Annotated in this window: 16 protein-coding genes; 3 read left to right on the top strand and 13 right to left on the bottom strand. The window is 46.7% G+C overall.

Going from position 1 to position 16921, the window contains the following annotated elements; genetic code table 11:
- Positions 1-38 precede the first annotated feature (38 nt).
- From LKE33_02815 to LKE33_02825, 3 genes are read right to left on the bottom strand one after another with little or no spacing between them, the layout of a single operon-like run.
- Positions 39-734, bottom strand: coding sequence for a DUF554 domain-containing protein (locus tag LKE33_02815; protein MCH3949858.1), 696 nt, complete (start codon positions 732-734; stop codon positions 39-41).
- A gap of 18 nt (positions 735-752) precedes the next feature.
- Complete coding sequence (locus LKE33_02820; protein ID MCH3949859.1) at positions 753-1736, bottom strand: ParB/RepB/Spo0J family partition protein; 984 nt, start codon at positions 1734-1736, stop codon at positions 753-755.
- Positions 1726-2490 (bottom strand): AAA family ATPase, encoded by a 765-nt coding sequence (locus LKE33_02825; protein ID MCH3949860.1) that lies wholly within the window; start codon positions 2488-2490, stop codon positions 1726-1728. Before LKE33_02825 ends, LKE33_02820 begins: the two co-directional genes overlap by 11 nt.
- A gap of 863 nt (positions 2491-3353) precedes the next feature.
- Here LKE33_02825 and LKE33_02830 point away from each other — a divergent pair.
- A complete protein-coding gene (locus LKE33_02830; protein ID MCH3949861.1) occupies positions 3354-4292 on the top strand; it encodes an Abi family protein in 939 nt (312 codons plus the stop codon).
- A gap of 296 nt (positions 4293-4588) precedes the next feature.
- Here the strand turns inward: LKE33_02830 and LKE33_02835 are convergent, their stop codons facing one another.
- The gene (locus LKE33_02835) at positions 4589-4942 is read right to left on the bottom strand and encodes a helix-turn-helix transcriptional regulator (protein MCH3949862.1); all 354 of its coding nucleotides are present in this window, start codon (positions 4940-4942) and stop codon (positions 4589-4591) included.
- 713 nt (positions 4943-5655) lie between these two features.
- Between LKE33_02835 and LKE33_02840 the strand changes: the two genes are divergently transcribed.
- A complete protein-coding gene (locus LKE33_02840) occupies positions 5656-7005 on the top strand; it encodes an ISL3 family transposase (protein ID MCH3949863.1) in 1350 nt (449 codons plus the stop codon).
- 61 nt (positions 7006-7066) lie between these two features.
- Here the strand turns inward: LKE33_02840 and rsmG are convergent, their stop codons facing one another.
- From rsmG to LKE33_02885, 9 genes are all read right to left on the bottom strand, one after another.
- Positions 7067-7804, bottom strand: a complete 738-nt coding sequence (gene rsmG / locus LKE33_02845; GenBank protein MCH3949864.1) for a 16S rRNA (guanine(527)-N(7))-methyltransferase RsmG — start codon at positions 7802-7804, stop codon at positions 7067-7069.
- Positions 7801-9681, bottom strand: coding sequence for a tRNA uridine-5-carboxymethylaminomethyl(34) synthesis enzyme MnmG (gene mnmG, locus LKE33_02850; protein ID MCH3949865.1), 1881 nt, complete (start codon positions 9679-9681; stop codon positions 7801-7803). The genes rsmG and mnmG overlap by 4 nt, the downstream gene beginning before the upstream one ends.
- 27 nt (positions 9682-9708) lie before the next feature.
- Positions 9709-11079: a tRNA uridine-5-carboxymethylaminomethyl(34) synthesis GTPase MnmE gene (mnmE, locus tag LKE33_02855; protein ID MCH3949866.1), complete on the bottom strand. Its 1371-nt coding sequence runs from the start codon at positions 11077-11079 to the stop codon at positions 9709-9711.
- An 87-nt stretch (positions 11080-11166) separates the two neighbouring features.
- Positions 11167-11943: a protein jag gene (locus LKE33_02860; GenBank protein MCH3949867.1), complete on the bottom strand. Its 777-nt coding sequence runs from the start codon at positions 11941-11943 to the stop codon at positions 11167-11169.
- 36 nt (positions 11944-11979) lie between these two features.
- Entirely contained in the window at positions 11980-12612 is a 633-nt protein-coding gene (locus tag LKE33_02865) for a YidC/Oxa1 family membrane protein insertase (GenBank protein ID MCH3949868.1), read from the bottom strand.
- Between the two features lie 26 nt (positions 12613-12638).
- Complete coding sequence (gene yidD, locus LKE33_02870; protein MCH3949869.1) at positions 12639-12848, bottom strand: membrane protein insertion efficiency factor YidD; 210 nt, start codon at positions 12846-12848, stop codon at positions 12639-12641.
- Positions 12849-12863: 15 nt separating this feature from the next.
- Positions 12864-13313 carry a ribonuclease P protein component gene (gene rnpA / locus LKE33_02875; protein ID MCH3949870.1) on the bottom strand — a complete coding sequence of 150 codons (450 nt, stop codon included), beginning with the start codon at positions 13311-13313 and terminating at the stop codon, positions 12864-12866.
- Between the two features lie 69 nt (positions 13314-13382).
- Positions 13383-13517 (bottom strand): 50S ribosomal protein L34, encoded by a 135-nt coding sequence (gene rpmH / locus LKE33_02880; protein ID MCH3949871.1) that lies wholly within the window; start codon positions 13515-13517, stop codon positions 13383-13385.
- A 210-nt stretch (positions 13518-13727) separates the two neighbouring features.
- Positions 13728-14465: a gamma-glutamyl-gamma-aminobutyrate hydrolase family protein gene (locus LKE33_02885; protein MCH3949872.1), complete on the bottom strand. Its 738-nt coding sequence runs from the start codon at positions 14463-14465 to the stop codon at positions 13728-13730.
- A 402-nt stretch (positions 14466-14867) separates the two neighbouring features.
- Here LKE33_02885 and LKE33_02890 point away from each other — a divergent pair, with 402 nt between their 5' ends.
- Positions 14868-16688, top strand: a complete 1821-nt coding sequence (locus tag LKE33_02890; GenBank protein MCH3949873.1) for a phosphoethanolamine transferase — start codon at positions 14868-14870, stop codon at positions 16686-16688.
- Positions 16689-16921: the final 233 nt, after the last annotated feature.

Below are 16921 nucleotides of genomic sequence, written 5' to 3' on the forward strand. Positions count from 1 at the left end.
ATCCTGCCATCCAGCCGGGTTTTCTCCATTAAACAGACTCAATACATAAAATAGGCCATCAGCCCGGCTACAAATAACCCAGGAACCATGTTGCCCACCCTAATGGAAGTAAGTTCCAGCATGTTGATGCCAATAGCAAATATCATGAGCCCGCCCGATACAGAGATTTCCTGTACCACAGCTTCGGTAACAAAGGGAGCCAGGAGACCAGCAAGAATTGTCAGTATTCCCTGGTACACGGCCACCGATATTGCGGAAAACAGCACCCCTATCCCCATGTTGGCCGCATAAATGATGCCGCTCAGTCCGTCGATCATAGCCTTTGTATAAAGGATTCTGGTATCCCCGCTGATACCATCCTGGATAGATCCTACAATAGCCATGGCTCCTACACAATACAGCAGGCTGGTGTTCAAAAAGCCTTGGGCAAACCGACTGGTTCCCTCTTCTGTTCCCTTGGAAAAGTGACTTCCCAGCCACAAGCCAAAATCATTCAAGCGCTTTTCTATATTGAGCGCTTCTCCAATTAAAGACCCAATGACAATACTGGCAATTGTGAGCAGGATGTGTTCTCCCTTTAATGACATTTGAAGTCCGAGCATCATAACACAAACGGCCAGGCCTTTTATGACCGTTTCCCGATACTTCTCTTTGATGCCTCTGCCCAGAACGAGTCCTATGGTACTGCCTGCAGCAATCGCACAGGCGTTGACAATCGTACCTAATCCAATCATACTGCCATCCTGTACTGCTTACACGGAAAACGTTTTCTCCGCGTCAGCGCCTTTCTTTTCCTCTTTTTTGTTTTTGATCAGCATGTATACTCTCTCAAAGTCTTCGTCACTATAATATTCAATGACGATTTTCCCGCCATGCTGTTTTCTTCCCGGCTGAATATTGACTTTTGTGCCCAGATACTCAGTCAGTGCTTCTTCATATGTACGAGTGTAGATGTTCTGGCTCTTACGCACCGCTTTACGAGCTTTTTCCCTGGCTTTCTTTCCGCCGTTTTTAGCATTCTCGACGGCTTCCATAATTGCTTTTTCCTTCAGGCCATTTTTCTCACCCGTTACGTATTCTTCTACCATGCGGGCGGACCATCCCTCCTCCTGCGCACGGTGTGCCAAAGTAACCATCTGGTCTTTATCCTTGAGGCCCAGGAGCGGGCGAACCTGTCCCATCGTCAAGGCTTTAGCAGCTACCATCTCTGAAATCTCATCCGGCAGATTAAGGAGCCTGAGTGAATTGGCAACTGCTGTACGGCTCTTTCCAAGCCGTTTTGCCACTTCTTCCTGAGTCAGGGACAAGGTTTCCATCATGGTCTTGATACCACGAGCCTCTTCCATCGGATTCAGGTTGCTCCGCTGCATATTTTCAATCAGAGCTACTTCCATCATGGTTTTATCATCGTAAGAACGAATGACGACCGGCACTTTAGTAAGACCTGCATTCTTAGCAGCACGCCAGCGGCGTTCGCCTGCAACGATTTCGTACTGCCGCCCCTTTTTACGGACAATCAGAGGCTGAATGATTCCGCTTTCCTTTACTGATGCAGTTAGTTCCTTCAGAGCCTCTTCGTCAAATACATGACGAGGCTGATAAGGGTTCGGGACCAGATTCTTTACAGAAATCTCCCCTACTGTTTCTCCGGACTGTTTATCCGGCACGGCCTGTTTCATTGGCCCGAACATACTATCCAGACCGTTTCTGCCCAATCCGCCTTTTTTACTTGGCACGACGCAGCACCTCCCGGGTTAAAGCTTTATAGGCTTCCGCAGCTTTCGAGTGCGGATCATATGCCGTAATCGGCATTCCATAGCTGGGGGCTTCTCCCAGCCGTACACTTCTGGGTATCAATGTCCGGTAAAGGAGATTCGGGAAATGTTCCTGTACTGCCTTTACCACATCGTTGGACAAATGTGTCCGGCTGTCTGCCATTGTCATAACAATACCTTCCACATACAGATCCGGATTGCTGGATGCTTTGATACGTTCCACGGACTGCAGCAGCTGTGCTACGCCTTCCAAAGCGTAGAATTCGCATTGAATCGGTATGATGACAGAATCCGCTGCAGTCAGTGCATTGATGGTCAGAAGGCTGAGTGACGGCGGGCAGTCAATTAAAATATAATCATACATGTCACGAACCTTATCGAGTGGCTTTTTCAAGCATTTGGCCCGGTTCTTTTTGTCGATCATATCAATTTCGGCGCCGGCTAAATTCACCGTGGCAGGCGCGACAGACAGGTTTTTCCACTGTGTCGGCGTGATGATTTCTTCCATCCGGACACCATTAATCAGCACATCATACATATCATGTTTTAATTCATTTTTGTTGATTCCAAGGCCGCTCGTCGCATTTCCCTGGGAATCAAGGTCGACCAGAAGGACTTTTCTGCGCGGGCTTGCCAGGCAGGCAGATAAATTAATGCTTGTCGTGGTCTTACCTACGCCGCCTTTCTGGTTGGCAATGGCGATTACGTGAGACATGGACTTCCTTCTTTCTCTCAAGTAAGTAATAAATATCAGTAACTGCTTTCTATTCTAACACAAAAGAAGAAAGCGCGGGGTAAAAAGTAGAGATATTTTTCTGTTTTTCAATGTTTCACGTGAAACATTGAAAAACAATTATCGACCGCAAGAAGCAAAATCTCATTAAACTATTATCACGTAACTAGCTATGGTCCTTTTTCCATGCAGCCAATAAGAAAAAGCTATTTTTCATCTGATGCACTCACAAAATATAATGTTTCACGTGAAACATTATATTTTGTGAATTGATTATCAAGAAAATATTTCATCAATACAAAAACGTGCTTAATCTTTTTATAAAATAAGGGTCCGATGTTTCACGTGAAACATTGAGTCCTTATTTTCCATAATACCAAAGACTGTGCGGAGCCTTCTTATTTCCCCAGACTACATGGCACTGTATTCACAGCCACTCCTCCCATGAACTCCATAGTAATAATACAGCCCTGCACAGTCCTCTGATTCCGGAGATCTTCTTTCCGAAATCATACTTATTATACTCTCTTATTTTTTTGTCTTTGAGGGTAATAAACAGGACATAAAATAAAATACAGTTCTATATAATAATAAAAATTAAAGCAGCAGTGCCCTTAAAAGAGAGTCTGTAAAATCAGAGATCTGTGTAGCCTCTATTTCGATCTGTTCATAGCCAGATTTCTTTTTCATTTAAGTGTTTTCATCTTATGATTATAACATCTGTGTGGAATATATCTTAATGAGATAATCCGATTCTAGCCATTTATCACAAGTATGAAAAAAGCATTGCATTCTCACACAAAAACCTCCATACTTGAATCAAAGAAAGAGGGGAGGGGGATATTGTGTCGGAACCTGTCACAAGAACGAGTTTTCTTCCTGTAAAAGTACTCATTCACCAAATGAAACAAGAAGGAATTACTTTCCATCACATTTCCGAAAAGAAAGCAAAAAAAGTTTTGACAGAGGAGAGTTACTGCTTCAAGGTCATGGCCCAGGCCGCTAATTACGATACAGTCATTAATCATAAGGGACAGCGTCAATACATTCATCTAGATTTTGCCTATCTTGCCGAACTGACTGCACTTGACCTGCGTCTAAGAAGTCTTGTTATTCAGATGTGCCTTGATATCGAAAATTCTCTCCGCAGTCTGCTCTTTCAGGAAATTACGGCAAATCCAGATGCAGAGGAATCTGAAATTATCGCAGCCTGGGATCCACACAATGAGCACCGTCATCAGCTGAATGATAATCTCAGCTCCTCGTACTGCAAAAGCCTCGTCGCAAAGTACAGCCCCGGTTTTCCCCTCGCTGTAATGCTGGAACTCACTCATTTTGGAGCCTTATCCCGCTTTACTGTATTCTATGACAAACGGTATCCTCATCGTATCCCTTTCGATGTCAGTCTCCTTGGTCCGGTTCGTGATCTGCGGAATGCATCAGCGCATCATAACTGTCTTCTCTTTGATGTCCGACACGACTCCGGTGGTCCCATCAATCCAATCATTGCTGCCTTTGCAGAGCGTCATTGTATAAAAGGGTGGAAGATATGGCTCCGAAATAAACCCCTTCATGACCTTGCCTGCCTGATTTATCTCTATCCCCGTATTGTTAGAGACAAGAACCGCTGTCATAAGACCTGCAAAATCTTAGAGAAGTTTTTCAATAAGCGCATGCTTCGTCATAAATCCTGGTTTCGGCGAAACGCGGCACTCCGAAATGCCTATAGAATGATGAAGCTACTTTTTGAAGCGGTAGCGAAAGAACAGGCCTGGAACCGCTAATAAATAAGGTCAGGCATCAATTGGCCGAGAAGGTAACATTTCTAATCGGTCTCTGTCGGAACCCTGTATCATTTTCTCTCTGATTTAAAAAGAGCGGGGGAGAGCAAAAGAATTTTTGCATGACAGTATGAATGTTTCACGTGAAACATTCACATCCCTGAAAAAATTTTGCTTCATATCGTGTGCAGCTTATAAGCATAATCGAAAACGGCATTGAGAATATTTATTCCAAAGACATAAAAGAGCCCTGGTGTTCGGCATTTTTGCCGGATTCCAGAGCTCTTTTTTATTTGACATCATTCCCAGTGGATAAGTCTCTTTTCCAGATCTGTCATAGAAACAAGATCTAAAACATCGACTCCAAGCGCCTCTGCAACATCTACCAGAGTGGAGAGAGGTACACTGTCATTATAGGTTCCCCGTTCAATCCGGGAAATGGTATCCGGATGAAGGTGAGCCCGCTCTCCAAGTTCGGCCTGACTCAAACCTTCTGAATCAATGCCGCACAACATACGGTAGTACCGCACTTTTGCACCGATAAATTGACACAGTATTTTCTTTTTGTCCCCCATAGCCTTTTCTGCCGTTTCCGCCGTGCCGCTTTCTCTGCCCGTACTGGCCGCATCCTTTCCCGGCTCCACATCATCCATGGGCATGGTTCGAGGAAGTTAAACTTCACATACCAAAAACCAATTCGTATGTGAAATGATAGCTAAGATGCGCATTGCCGCACGGCAGTTCCATATCCTAAAACCGCCATGCAGACAGGCAAGGCTTCACCTATGTGATTTAATTTTTTACAGCGGTGCTGCCCAAAACCTTTCACGGAAAGAATAGTGCGACAGCAGCCAGATTTTTACAAAAGCCATTACGCTTTGTAAAAAGAATAAATGGAACTACGACTCAAAAGCGGTACCAAGGTTCAAAAAGAAAAAACTAAACCTCCCTCATCATGACTGCAAGCCGATAGAACAAGCTATCGGACCTCGACTCAGCATGCGTCTCAGGGCTTAAAATGCACTCACAACGCCCTCTTTCTATCCCAGGTGCTGTGTAACAACTGCCGGGGACCGCATGTGTTCGGATTATTCGGTTCTGAAGCCCCCTTATATGGCAAAAGATCAGAACCATGGAACCACATCCTCATTGTAGCACAAAATAGAGGAGACTACAGGGTAAAATTGTGGACAGTGTTCATAAGTACATCTGTACAGTCAGTTTTCTTGCGGTTTTGCTTACATAGATGCCTACGAAAAAAGGGGTTCTTCACGGAAATTTGTGGACTAAAAGACATTTGACTATTGAAAAAGGACATTAACTCCTCCAAAATATAATCGTCGAAACCATACCTTGGGAGGAGAAAATGTCCTTTACTAATTACACTATTCAAAATAATGCAGAATGTCAAGATGTCTTTTACAATGTCTTCATGCCGGAAGACCCTTTTGATGATAGCCAGGAGATTGTTATTTGCAGTGAAAAGAAATATACCGACTTCCGTTGTCCTAAATGTGGTCAGAAAATGTATTCTTACGAGCCATTTTCCACCTACTTGAAAAGTTTTCCTGCGTATCCTGAGCATACCAGGATGATCCGCTTTGAAGGGCATCGCTTCCGTTGCTCCTGCTGCCATGCAACCATCACTGAGCCTATTCCCTTTAAATATCCCGGAACTCGCATTACCATGAGGGCTTCCCTTTGGATTGAGACGCTGCTTCGTAATGGAATCCCTGCCAATGCAATTGCTAAGATGTCAGGAATTCACTGGAGCACGATTCGCTATGTCCACAAACAGCTCATGGATGAATCTCTCGATAAATATGAAATGGAATTGGAGCTGACCTCTTACAAGCCCCGTTTCCTGGCCATCGATGAGTTTGCTATCCATAAGGGACACACTTATGCCACTTGCGTCATGGATTTAGCGACAGGTTATATTCTCTGGGTTGGCAGAGGTCGGGCGATAGCTGACTTCGAGCATTTCTTCAAGGAATATGATCAGACGAAGCTGACAGAGGTCAAGGCAGTCGCCATGGATATGAACGCTTCCTACAACAAGCTGGTACAAGAACATCTGCCGCAAGCTAAGGTCGTGTATGATCGTTACCACATGCAGGCTCAATTCGGGAAGGAAGTATTAGGTGTAGTAAGACTTGATGAGGCCAGAATGCATAGGGATAAAGCCAACGACATGCAAGAAGCATTAAAAGACGCAAGTGCTGAAGACAAGCCGGCTTTGAAAGAGCGGATATCCGAGGAAAAGAAGAACTACCGCACATTGAAGAAAGTCCGCTGGCCGTTACTCACCAATGAAGATAGGCTGAATCCTAAGAGCAAAGAAGCGTTGCAGGCCATCTTTGCAGAGCACGAGGATCTGGCAATATGTTATTCCATGAAGGAAGAGATGGTAGCCCTCTATGAATTAAGGGACTATGACAAGGCTCTTGCAGGATGGAAGCGCTGGTTTAAAGCTGCACTAGGCAGCGGGATTCCGGCCCTGGTTAGGTTTGCTAAGATTAAGCTGCCAAGGATAGACGGACTGGTGAACCATGCCCTGTACCCGATAAACACAGGGAAGCTTGAGGGTTTCAACAACAAGATTAAAGTGGCCAAAAGAAGAGCGTACGGATACAGAGATGATGAGTACTTTTTCACGTTAATTCGCTACCTCTCAATTCCGACCGTAAGAGGTATACTCCCGAAAAAAACGTGAAGAACCAAAAAAGGGCCGTGAAAATGGAATTTCATTTCCACAGTCCTTTTTTATTTATAAATTATTTTTTAGCGCCAACCTTCACAGCCAGCGGTTTTTTCGAGGCGACACCGGGCCGGCGGGGATATTGACTGCTTGTCGGTTTAATTTTTTCAACAGTAATAATATAGCGTTTATCCGTGAGTCCGGGCAGTGTGAGGTGCCGGATATCAACAATTTTACCGCCGAGGATAGAAATGGCCTGGCGGCCTTCTTCGGTTTCTTCCATTCCTTTGCTGCCTTTCATCGCGTAGAATACACCCCCAACGCGTACGAGCGGCAGACAGTATTCTGCGAGCACCGGCATTGGAGCCACAGCACGGGCAACAACGACATCAAACTTTTCACGAAGCTTTGGATCGCGGCCGGCTTCTTCGGCCCGGGCGTGGCAGCACCGAACCTGTCCAAGTCCCAGCTCCTGCACCACGTTCTCCAAAAAATGCAGGCGTTTAGCCAGGGAATCAATCAAGGTAAGGCGCATGGTCGTGTCATAAATTTTAAGCGGCAGGCCCGGAAATCCTGCACCCGTTCCCACATCAGCAATGGTCCGGTTATGAAATCGTTTGGCATCGTACACGGTCAGCGAATCTACCATGTGTTTCAAGGCCACTTCATCAGGATCCGTAATTGCTGTTAAATTGAGGCTTTTATTGGTTTCAAGGAGCATCTCTTCATACCGGATAAAGCGTGCTTCCTGTTCTTCTGAAAGCGGACATCCGATAGCATCCATGCCCTGACGCAGCGTCTCCAGATAACTCATGCTTCTTCTCCTTTACGGCGTCTTGCTTCCAAATAAACCATGAGCACACTGATATCGGCAGGGGAGACACCGGAAATTCGGCTGGCCTGACCGATTGAGACGGGACGGCGTTTCGTCAGCTTTTCCATGGCTTCGGAAGACAGTTCATGCATCTTGGAATAATCAATATCATCCGGAAGCAGGCGATTTTCAAGTTTCAAAGCCCGTTCGACTTCCTGTTTTTGTTTATCGATATAACCCTTATATTTTACCTGAACGTTGATTTCATCAGCAGTTACTGCCGGCAGTTCAGGGAGATCAAAAGCCTTTTGCAATTTTTCATAGGTAATTTCAGGGCGGCGGAGCAGTTCCAGCATATTGATGGAAGACTTCAGAGGAACGGAGCCCATAGCTACAATCTTCGCCTGATTTTCTTCAGAAGGCGCCAGGTTACGTTTGGAAAGATCAAACAAGGTCCGCTCGATAGCATCCCGTTTTTCCGTAAAAGCAGCATACCGTTCGTCCGAAACAAGCCCAATATCGCGTCCTTTCTGCGTGAGACGCAAATCCGCATTATCCTGGCGGAGAAGCAGCCGGTACTCGGCCCGGCTTGTCATCATGCGGTAAGGTTCCTGTGTCCCTTTCGTGACAAGATCATCAATCAGCACGCCGATATAAGCGTCGCTGCGTCCCAGAATGAGAGGCGGTTTGCCCTGCAGTTTGCGGGCTGCATTGATACCGGCAATCAGACCCTGGGCAGCTGCTTCTTCATAGCCGCTCGTGCCGTTGGACTGACCGGCACTAAAGAGTCCGCTGATCTGCTTATGTTCCAAACTGGCTTTTAGCTGCAGCGGATCCAGGCAGTCATATTCGATAGCATAACCGGCACGCATCATTTTGCAGTGCTCCAGGCCGGGAATCGTCTGCATAAATTCCACCTGGATTTCAGCCGGCAGAGAAGAACTCATACCCTGCACATAGACTTCGTTGGTGTGCAGGCCTTCCGGTTCCAGAAAGAGCTGATGGCGGTCCTTATCAGCAAAACGAACAATCTTGGATTCGATGCTCGGGCAATAGCGGGGGCCGACACCTTCGATCGTTCCGTTGAACATGCAGCTTCGATTTAAGTTATCCCGGATAATTTTATGCGTCCGGGGATTCGTGTAAGTCAGGTAACAAGGCACCTGGTCACGATGGGTAATCGGACTGATGAAAGAGAAGTTACGCAGCTGTTCATCTCCATACTGTGGTATCGTCTTGGAAAAATCGATACTGCGGCGGTCTACACGGGCCGGGGTACCGGTTTTAAAGCGCATCAAGTCAAGTCCTGCTTTCCACAGGGAATCGGTCAGTTTCATGGCGGAACGCTGTCCGTTAGGACCCGCCATATAGGCCACTTCACCGTAAAGAATACGGCCCCGCAGGTAGGTACCTGTCGCCAGGATTACGCAGTCTGCTTCAAAAACTTCGCCGGTTTCGGCTTCCACACCCTGGACTGCACCATTTTTGATGAGCAGCTTATCAATCATGAGCTGCTTCACATCCAGCCGTTCCTGGTTTTCCACAACTTGTTTCATGATGGTATGGTAGAGCGGTTTATCAGCCTGGGCACGAAGAGCCTGTACAGCGTAGCCTTTACCGGTATTGAGCATCCGCATCTGGATGCACGCTTCATCGGCGCTGATACCCATCTGCCCGCCCAGAGCATCGATTTCACGCACCAAATGACCTTTAGCCGGCCCTCCTACAGAAGGATTGCACGGCATCAGGGCAATATTATCCATGGACAGTGTGGCCAGCAAGGTCTTTTGTCCCATACGGGCAGCCGCCAGAGCAGCCTCACAACCGGCATGCCCTGCACCAACTACCACGACATCATAATGATCTACAACGATCATACTTTTTTCTTCCTCCCGGCTTTCGCCTTATTTCCCAACGCAGAACTGCGCAAAAATTTCATTGATAATTTCGTCCGGCACATCTTCCCCTGTGATTTCGCCAAGTTCATGCAGAATCTCGGTCAAATCAATCGTCAGGCAGTCATAGGGGAGATGGTTCTCCGCATCACTGAGGCTAGCCTTCAGATGGTCAAAAGCCGAATGCAGCAGTGTCTGCTGGCGGGCATTCTGGGTCATCGTTCCCAAGTTTTCGTCGGAGCCTTCACCGCAGACAAAACGTTTCAAGAAAGCATTTGCCTGTTCCATACCATCTCCGTTTTTTACGGAGACCGGGAAACAGCAGTCTTCACCATAGGTCTGCTGCAGTAATTTGGTATCAACTTTCGTCGGCAAATCTGTCTTGTTGATCAGGATCAGATGCGGCCGATCTTTGACACTATCCATCAGTGCCCGGTCTTCATCTGTCAATTCCCTCGATCCGTCTACGAGAACGAGGGCCAACTGTGCATCTTCCAAGATTGATTTTGACCGCTTGACCCCAATCTGCTCGACGTAATCATCAGTATCCCGCAGGCCTGCCGTGTCTGTCAGTACAAGAGGAATCCCGTCAAGTGTCATCTGCTCCTCGATGACGTCGCGCGTCGTTCCGGGAATCGAGGAAACAATAGCCCGGTCTGCCTGAAGCAAACGATTGAGAAGACTTGATTTACCGACATTCGGACGGCCCACAATGGCAATCCGCAGTCCTTCGCGCAGGATACGGCCCGTCGCTCCTTCTTTCACAAGAGCTTCCAGGTCATCGCATCCCTGCCGCAGCACTTTAACAGCATGATCGTAAGTTACTTCTTCGATATCGTCTTCCGGATAATCGATAACTGCTTCCAGATGCACCACGAGCTGACGCAGATCCGCACGAATGCGGCTGATTTTACGGGAAAGTGCTCCCCTGTGACCGCGGTTAGCCGCCATCAGAGCCCGTTTGCTTTTAGCCGTAATAATATCCATGACAGCTTCTGCTTCCGTTAAATCAACACGGCCGTTCAGGAAAGCCCGTTTGGTAAATTCGCCCGGCTCAGCCGAACGTGCCCCGTGCGCGAAAGTCATCCGCAGAATCTCCTGCAGGGCTTCACGTCCGCCATGGCACTGGATTTCCACGACATCTTCCCCTGTATAAGAATGGGGCCCCGGCATATAGACCGCCAGTACTTCATCAATGATTTCTCCGTTATCATCCACAATATGACCGTACGTCATGTATCGTGCCCGGTCAGGCGAGAGGGGATGGGTACCGCGAAAAATCTCATTGGCAATTTTCAGGGCGTCCGAGCCGCTTATCCGGATTACACCGATAGCACCTACGCCAAGGGCCGTAGCAATCGCACTGATAGTATCGTCCATAATTCCTCCAAAAAAAGCTCCGAACTAGGGAAACGATGAATAATCCCCGTTTCCCACGGGTCCGGAGCAGTTCTGCTTTCAAGAATCTTATTTCAAATCGATGACAACCTTGCGGTACGGTTCTTCGCCCTCACTGTACGTGGTGACTTCGGGATCGTCCTGCAGACTCATATGAACAATTTTCCGTTCATACGGATTCATCGGTTCCAGCATAGCTTTTCTACCGGACCGTTTCACCCGTTGAGCCAGATGCCGTGCCAGTTTTTCCAAGGTTTCCCGGCGGCGCTGACGATAATTTTCAGCGTCGAGAATAACGCGGTTCCATTCCTTGTGGCCCTTGTTGGCCGCCAGATTGGTCAGGTACTGCAGCGCGTCAAGGGTCTGACCATGTTTGCCAATCAGGACACCCAGTCCGTCGCCGTGCAGTTTCAGTAAAATATCGCCATCCTTGTGATTGACGAATTTTTCAATAATCAGGTTCATTCCCATTGCCTTGGAAATTTCTTCAAGAAAAGCCTTAGCCTTGGCAGCCGTCTCCTGGCGGTCAGCTTCTTCTGCAGCCTTATCGGCTTCTTTATCAGCCTCTGCACCAGACGGTACTTCGGCAGCTTCAGCCTTAGTTTCGCTCGTCTCTGCCTGAGGAGCTTCCGGTTCGGAAACTGCTGCAGGCGCTTCTTCAGCAGGCGCTGCTTCTTCTTTTACCGTAACGCGTACTTTGGCATTGCGGCTGAAGAAACCGAGGATAGAGCTCTTTCCTTCTTCAAGGACTTCTACATTTACTTGTTCTTTGGTAACGCCTAATTCATCCAAAGCGGCCTGAACGGCTTCATCTACTGTTTTGGCTGTTTTTTCTACGCTGTTCATGATTACAGCCTCCTTGCTTATGGCATTTGTGCCGTATTATTTCTTTTTGTCAGCACGGTCCATCAAGAACTGCTGGCCAATCTGCATAATGTTCATAACTACCCAGTACAACACCAGCCCGGCAGGGAACTTCAAACTGATGTAACCAATAAAAATCGGCATGAAATACATCATGATCTTACCGGACGGATTGTCGGAAGGGGGCATGGACTGTTTGGATTGAATAAGAGTCGTCAAGGCAGACAGAATCGGCAGAATATAGTATGGATCCGGTTCACCGATACTGTTCATCCACAGGAAATTTGCCGGGCCTTCATAATTGAAGTCACGAATTCCGTAGAAAATTCCGATCATAATCGGCATCTGGATGAGCAGCGGCAGGCAGCCTGCCAGCGGATTGACGCCTTCTTTTTTATAGAGCTTGCCGAGTTCCTCATTAAGCTTCATCTTATCGTCACGATACCGCATCTGCAGCTCTTTCATACGCGGTTGGATGCGGGTCATGGCCTTTGTGGAAGCAATCTGACGTCTCGTCAGCGGGTAGAGGACAATCTTGATAATAATAGTCAGGATGATAATAGCCAGGCCGTAGTTCGGCTCACCAATAGCACGAGTCAATTCGTAAATGGCAGAAATAGCCTGAGCGACAAGCGAACTTAGAAATTCCAACGTTACTCTCCTTTTCTCCGCCCCCATCAGGGCACAGGATCATACCCACCTTTATGGAAGGGATGACATTTTAGTATTCGCTTCAAAGCCAAATAAGAGCCCTTTAGAAAACCATACTTTGTCACCGCTTCCAACGCATACTGAGAGCAAGTCGGAATGAACCTGCAGCAAGCGGGATGCAGAGGTGAAATGCATACCTGATAAAAACGAATCAAGGCAATGGCGATTGTTTTCATAGGCCTCTCCAGATTTTATCTTAATAATCCGGCCTTTGCGGCCAGACGCATAAATACTTTCTCGTACATCGCAAAAGGGGCTCGCGCCAAGCGGCCGCGCGCCACCCACACAATCGAAACGGGACGGCTGAGCCGCCCCTGATGCAGGCGAAAAGTCTCCCGCATACGGCGTTTGATTTTATTGCGCAGCACGGCATGTCCCAGTTTTTTTCCTACAGCCGTCCCCAGCTGACAAACCCCATTGGGTGAGGGCATAATGTAGAAAACACCGTAAGCATCAACGACACAGTCTCCCTCATCGTGGATTTTCTGGAATTGTTCATGCTTCTTTACCCGCATAGCCTGCGTATAGGTGTATCTCCCGGGACTGTTTTGTTGTTTCAAACCGTTTGGCACCTGCCTCATCAGGGATCCGGCAGTGAAATGCTGTGCCGCCTTCATGCATCCATTCAATGAATGCCGCATAAAGGCAGCCACATACCCTGCCGTTTCCTTAGAGTAAAATAGGCCGCGAGTGGCGGCCCATCTCATGCATTAAGCAGATAATCTCTTTCTGCCCTTTGCGCGTCTTCTTTTTAAGACTTGCTTACCACCCAGGGTCTTCATTCTTTCTCTGAAGCCATGAGTTCTTTTTCTCCTAGTATTATTAGGTTGAAAGGTCATCTTCATGTCATTACCCCTCCTGTCTATCGTAAGGTTATGCCAAGATCTATGTGGAAAATCATTTGACAGCTCATAACATTATATGCTAACCGCCCATACGTGTCAACCAATTTTCACACGTTTCCCCGCGGTTCCAGCCCGTTTTTATCGGTTTTCGCCGCTAAGCGGACAAACGTTTCCGGTTTTTAGTCTTTCATCTGCTTTCAATAATCTGTTTTATTCCCCTGCATGCCGGCGGACGCGGTCTACAAAGTCTTCGAAAAGACGCCGCATTTCCGGGTGTTCCTGCCACATATTTTCAGGATGCCACTGCACAGCCGCCACCTGGTCACTATCAATGGACTCCACACCTTCAATTACGCCGTCAGGTGCTTTGGCAGTCACGGTAAGCCCCGGAGCCACCTTTTTAATGGACTGATGATGGCGGGAATTGACATAGGCAGAAGCTCCAAGGGCATGATAGAGCAGACTGCCTTCCTTCACACTGACATGATGGGTCGGATACGATCCGAAAGCACCCTGGGAATGACGGATATAAGCGGCAGGATTATCCGTCTGCAAATCCTGGTAGACCGTACCGCCAAGGGCAATGTTGAGCACCTGAATGCCACGGCAGATGCCAAAAATCGGTTTGCCGGCTTTATAAAAAGCCCGGATTACTCCGATTTCAAATCGGTCCATCTTGTAATCGGCACCGCCGACCTTCCATTCCGGCTCTTCTCCGAAAAAGGTCGGATCGACGTCGGCACCGCCGGGCAGCAGCAGTCCGTCAAAAAGCTCCACGTAATCTTCACCGCAGGCTTCCGCAAAATCAGGCAGCACCATCGGAATTACACCAAGCTGACCCAGGATGGTCACAATATCGCGAGGTACATAAGGGGCATGAGCATACGTCGGAACATCATTTTTTAATCCCAGCGTCCGGCTGGGCATAGCAATCCGTAATTTTCTCATAGGAATACTCCTTTCCTCTCATGGTCTCATTATATCAGAAAACAGGGTATGCTGGAAAAACAAGAAGGCCCATGCTATAGTATATTCGTTTTTCTGATTGAAAATTTAATATTTCTATCAGATTTTTTTATTTCTATCCCTGGCTCCATCGCTGCCCGGCAACTAAACTGTATTGATGAAGCCCTTTTTTTCAGGAGAATTATTTTTAGATAATTTATAAATAAATTTATGTATATTTAATTCATATCAGTATATTTCCAATTACATTTTTATTTAAAGAGAATATTTTTACCCAATATTATTTTTGCACAGATGTATAATAAGTAACGGAATATAATTCTGATTTTTAATTTCTTTTATACTCTATCGCCATTCATATATTTCAACTATTCGGAGGCTTCAATGAATCAGCATATTTCCTCTATTACCGAATCTTATCATTCTCGTATTGCGCCACTTCTTACGGTTCTTGTCACGTTCTGCTGTGAATTAGCTTTTCTCTACATCCTCTGTTTTTACCTAATGGGAGCCGTCGCTTTCACTCATAAAAGAATCCTTGAAATTGCCGTGTTATGGTGTGGTTTTAGTTTTCTCCTGGGTAATCCAAAGAAATTTTCCCTAATCGGCGGAATCCTGCTCCTCATTTACACACTGCCGCTCCTTGTACTGAAACAAAATCCGGCTTCCTACATTCCCTCAAACAGAATCCTGGGCACAGCTGCTTCAGCCTTCTACTTGTGGGGATGTACGCTGCTTCTGCAGACTGCTGCCCTTACCTTCAATCGTCTTTCAAAAGTACTCAGCAAAGCTCTTTCCCTGCTCGCCGGTGCTGTCTTTGCATTTGCGTTAGTGCTGCCGCTTCCGGAACTTTTTTATCTCATCGTCAGCCGCGGTAAAAGACTTTCGGCGGATATCATACTGACCTTGTTTCAAACTAATGCAGAAGAGGCTGCAGCCTATCTTGCCAGTCAGCCGCTTTGGCTGTGGGGAACTGCTTTACTCATTACTATTGTACTGACAGTCTTTGCCTTCAAGTTATTTATCTGGCAGGAGCGTCACCTGCATCCGCTGGAAACGACGCGGCAAAAAGCAGCCTTCCTGCTTCTGTGTGGTCTCACACTTCCCCTGAATTCTCAATTGAGACATGATTCATTTATTGTTCAATGTAAGGAAACCCGCCAAGTTCTGGCAGATTACAAACACTATGGTAAGGCAAAAGCAAAAAGGATGAAACGCCTTGAAGAGATGAGCGAGCTGTCTATACGTTCCAATGCCCGCGGCCTCTATGTACTCGTCATCGGCGAATCGGCCACCCGCGACCATATGCATGCTTATGGATATGAAAGAGAAACTACACCTTTTCTGGACACGCTGAAAAAACAACAGAAAGCTATCTTGTATGACAATGTTTATTCTAACCATACCCACACGGTTCCTTCATTAACGTATGCCTTGAGCGAAAAAAACCAGTATAACGATGTGCCGCTTGCCAAAGCCTGTTCCATCTTAGAAACAGCAAAGGCAGCCGGTTACGAGACATACTGGATCAGTAATCAGAGAAAATACAGTGCCTGGGATACACCTACTGCCGAAATAGCATCCACGGCAGACCACCAGATTTGGATCAATGGTCATGCGGGAGAAGGCATGGAGTCTTCCTTTTATGACAAAGAACTGTTGAAATATTTGCCAAAAACAAGCGAAACCAAGCCCGTCCTCGTTATTTTTCACATTATGGGAAGCCATGCTACCTATCAAAATCGTTATCCTGAAGCGTTTGCTCACTTCAAAGGCAAGGACAAGCTTGTCGATGAGTACGATAATTCCATCCGCTATACCGACAGTTTTTTATGCGACCTTTACAAAGCCATCAGCTCCCGTAAAGAGTTTCAGGCTTTCATCTATATGCCGGATCATGGAGAAGATCCGGATGAAAAAAAGAGTCACGAAGCTTCCAAATTCACCCCGGAAATGAGCCATATTCCCCTCGTAGTCAGTTTATCTCCGAATTTTCTTTCCCACCGAAGTACAGAAGCAGAGATACTCAAGGAACATCGTCATGCCTGCTGGACAAATGATTTACTCTATAACCTCATGCTCTCTCTGCTGGGTATAGAAAACGCGCCTTGTGTAGAAGACCACCTTGATTTGGCACAGCCAGCCTATAGTTTGGACAAGGACCAGGTTCTGCTGCTGCATGGAAAAAGACAGCTTAGCAGATAAAAAGAAAATGAAACATCAATACTGATAGCCGCAGTCACATACGATTGCGCAGGCTGAAAAAACAGGACTGTAAAAAATCAAAAGGCGCTTTTGGCTTTTGGCATATGGCATTTAGCCTCGTCTGCAGCAGTGTGGCAGGACTTTTGATTCAAATAAAATGTGATATAAAACCTAAAATTTAGCAGATACCCTAAATTTTAGGTTTTATTTTTCTTCTACGGGCGAACTGCGGA

Origin of the sequence: Acidaminococcus sp., assembly GCA_022482815.1 — a bacterium.
Classification (GTDB): Bacteria; Bacillota; Negativicutes; order Acidaminococcales; family Acidaminococcaceae; genus Acidaminococcus.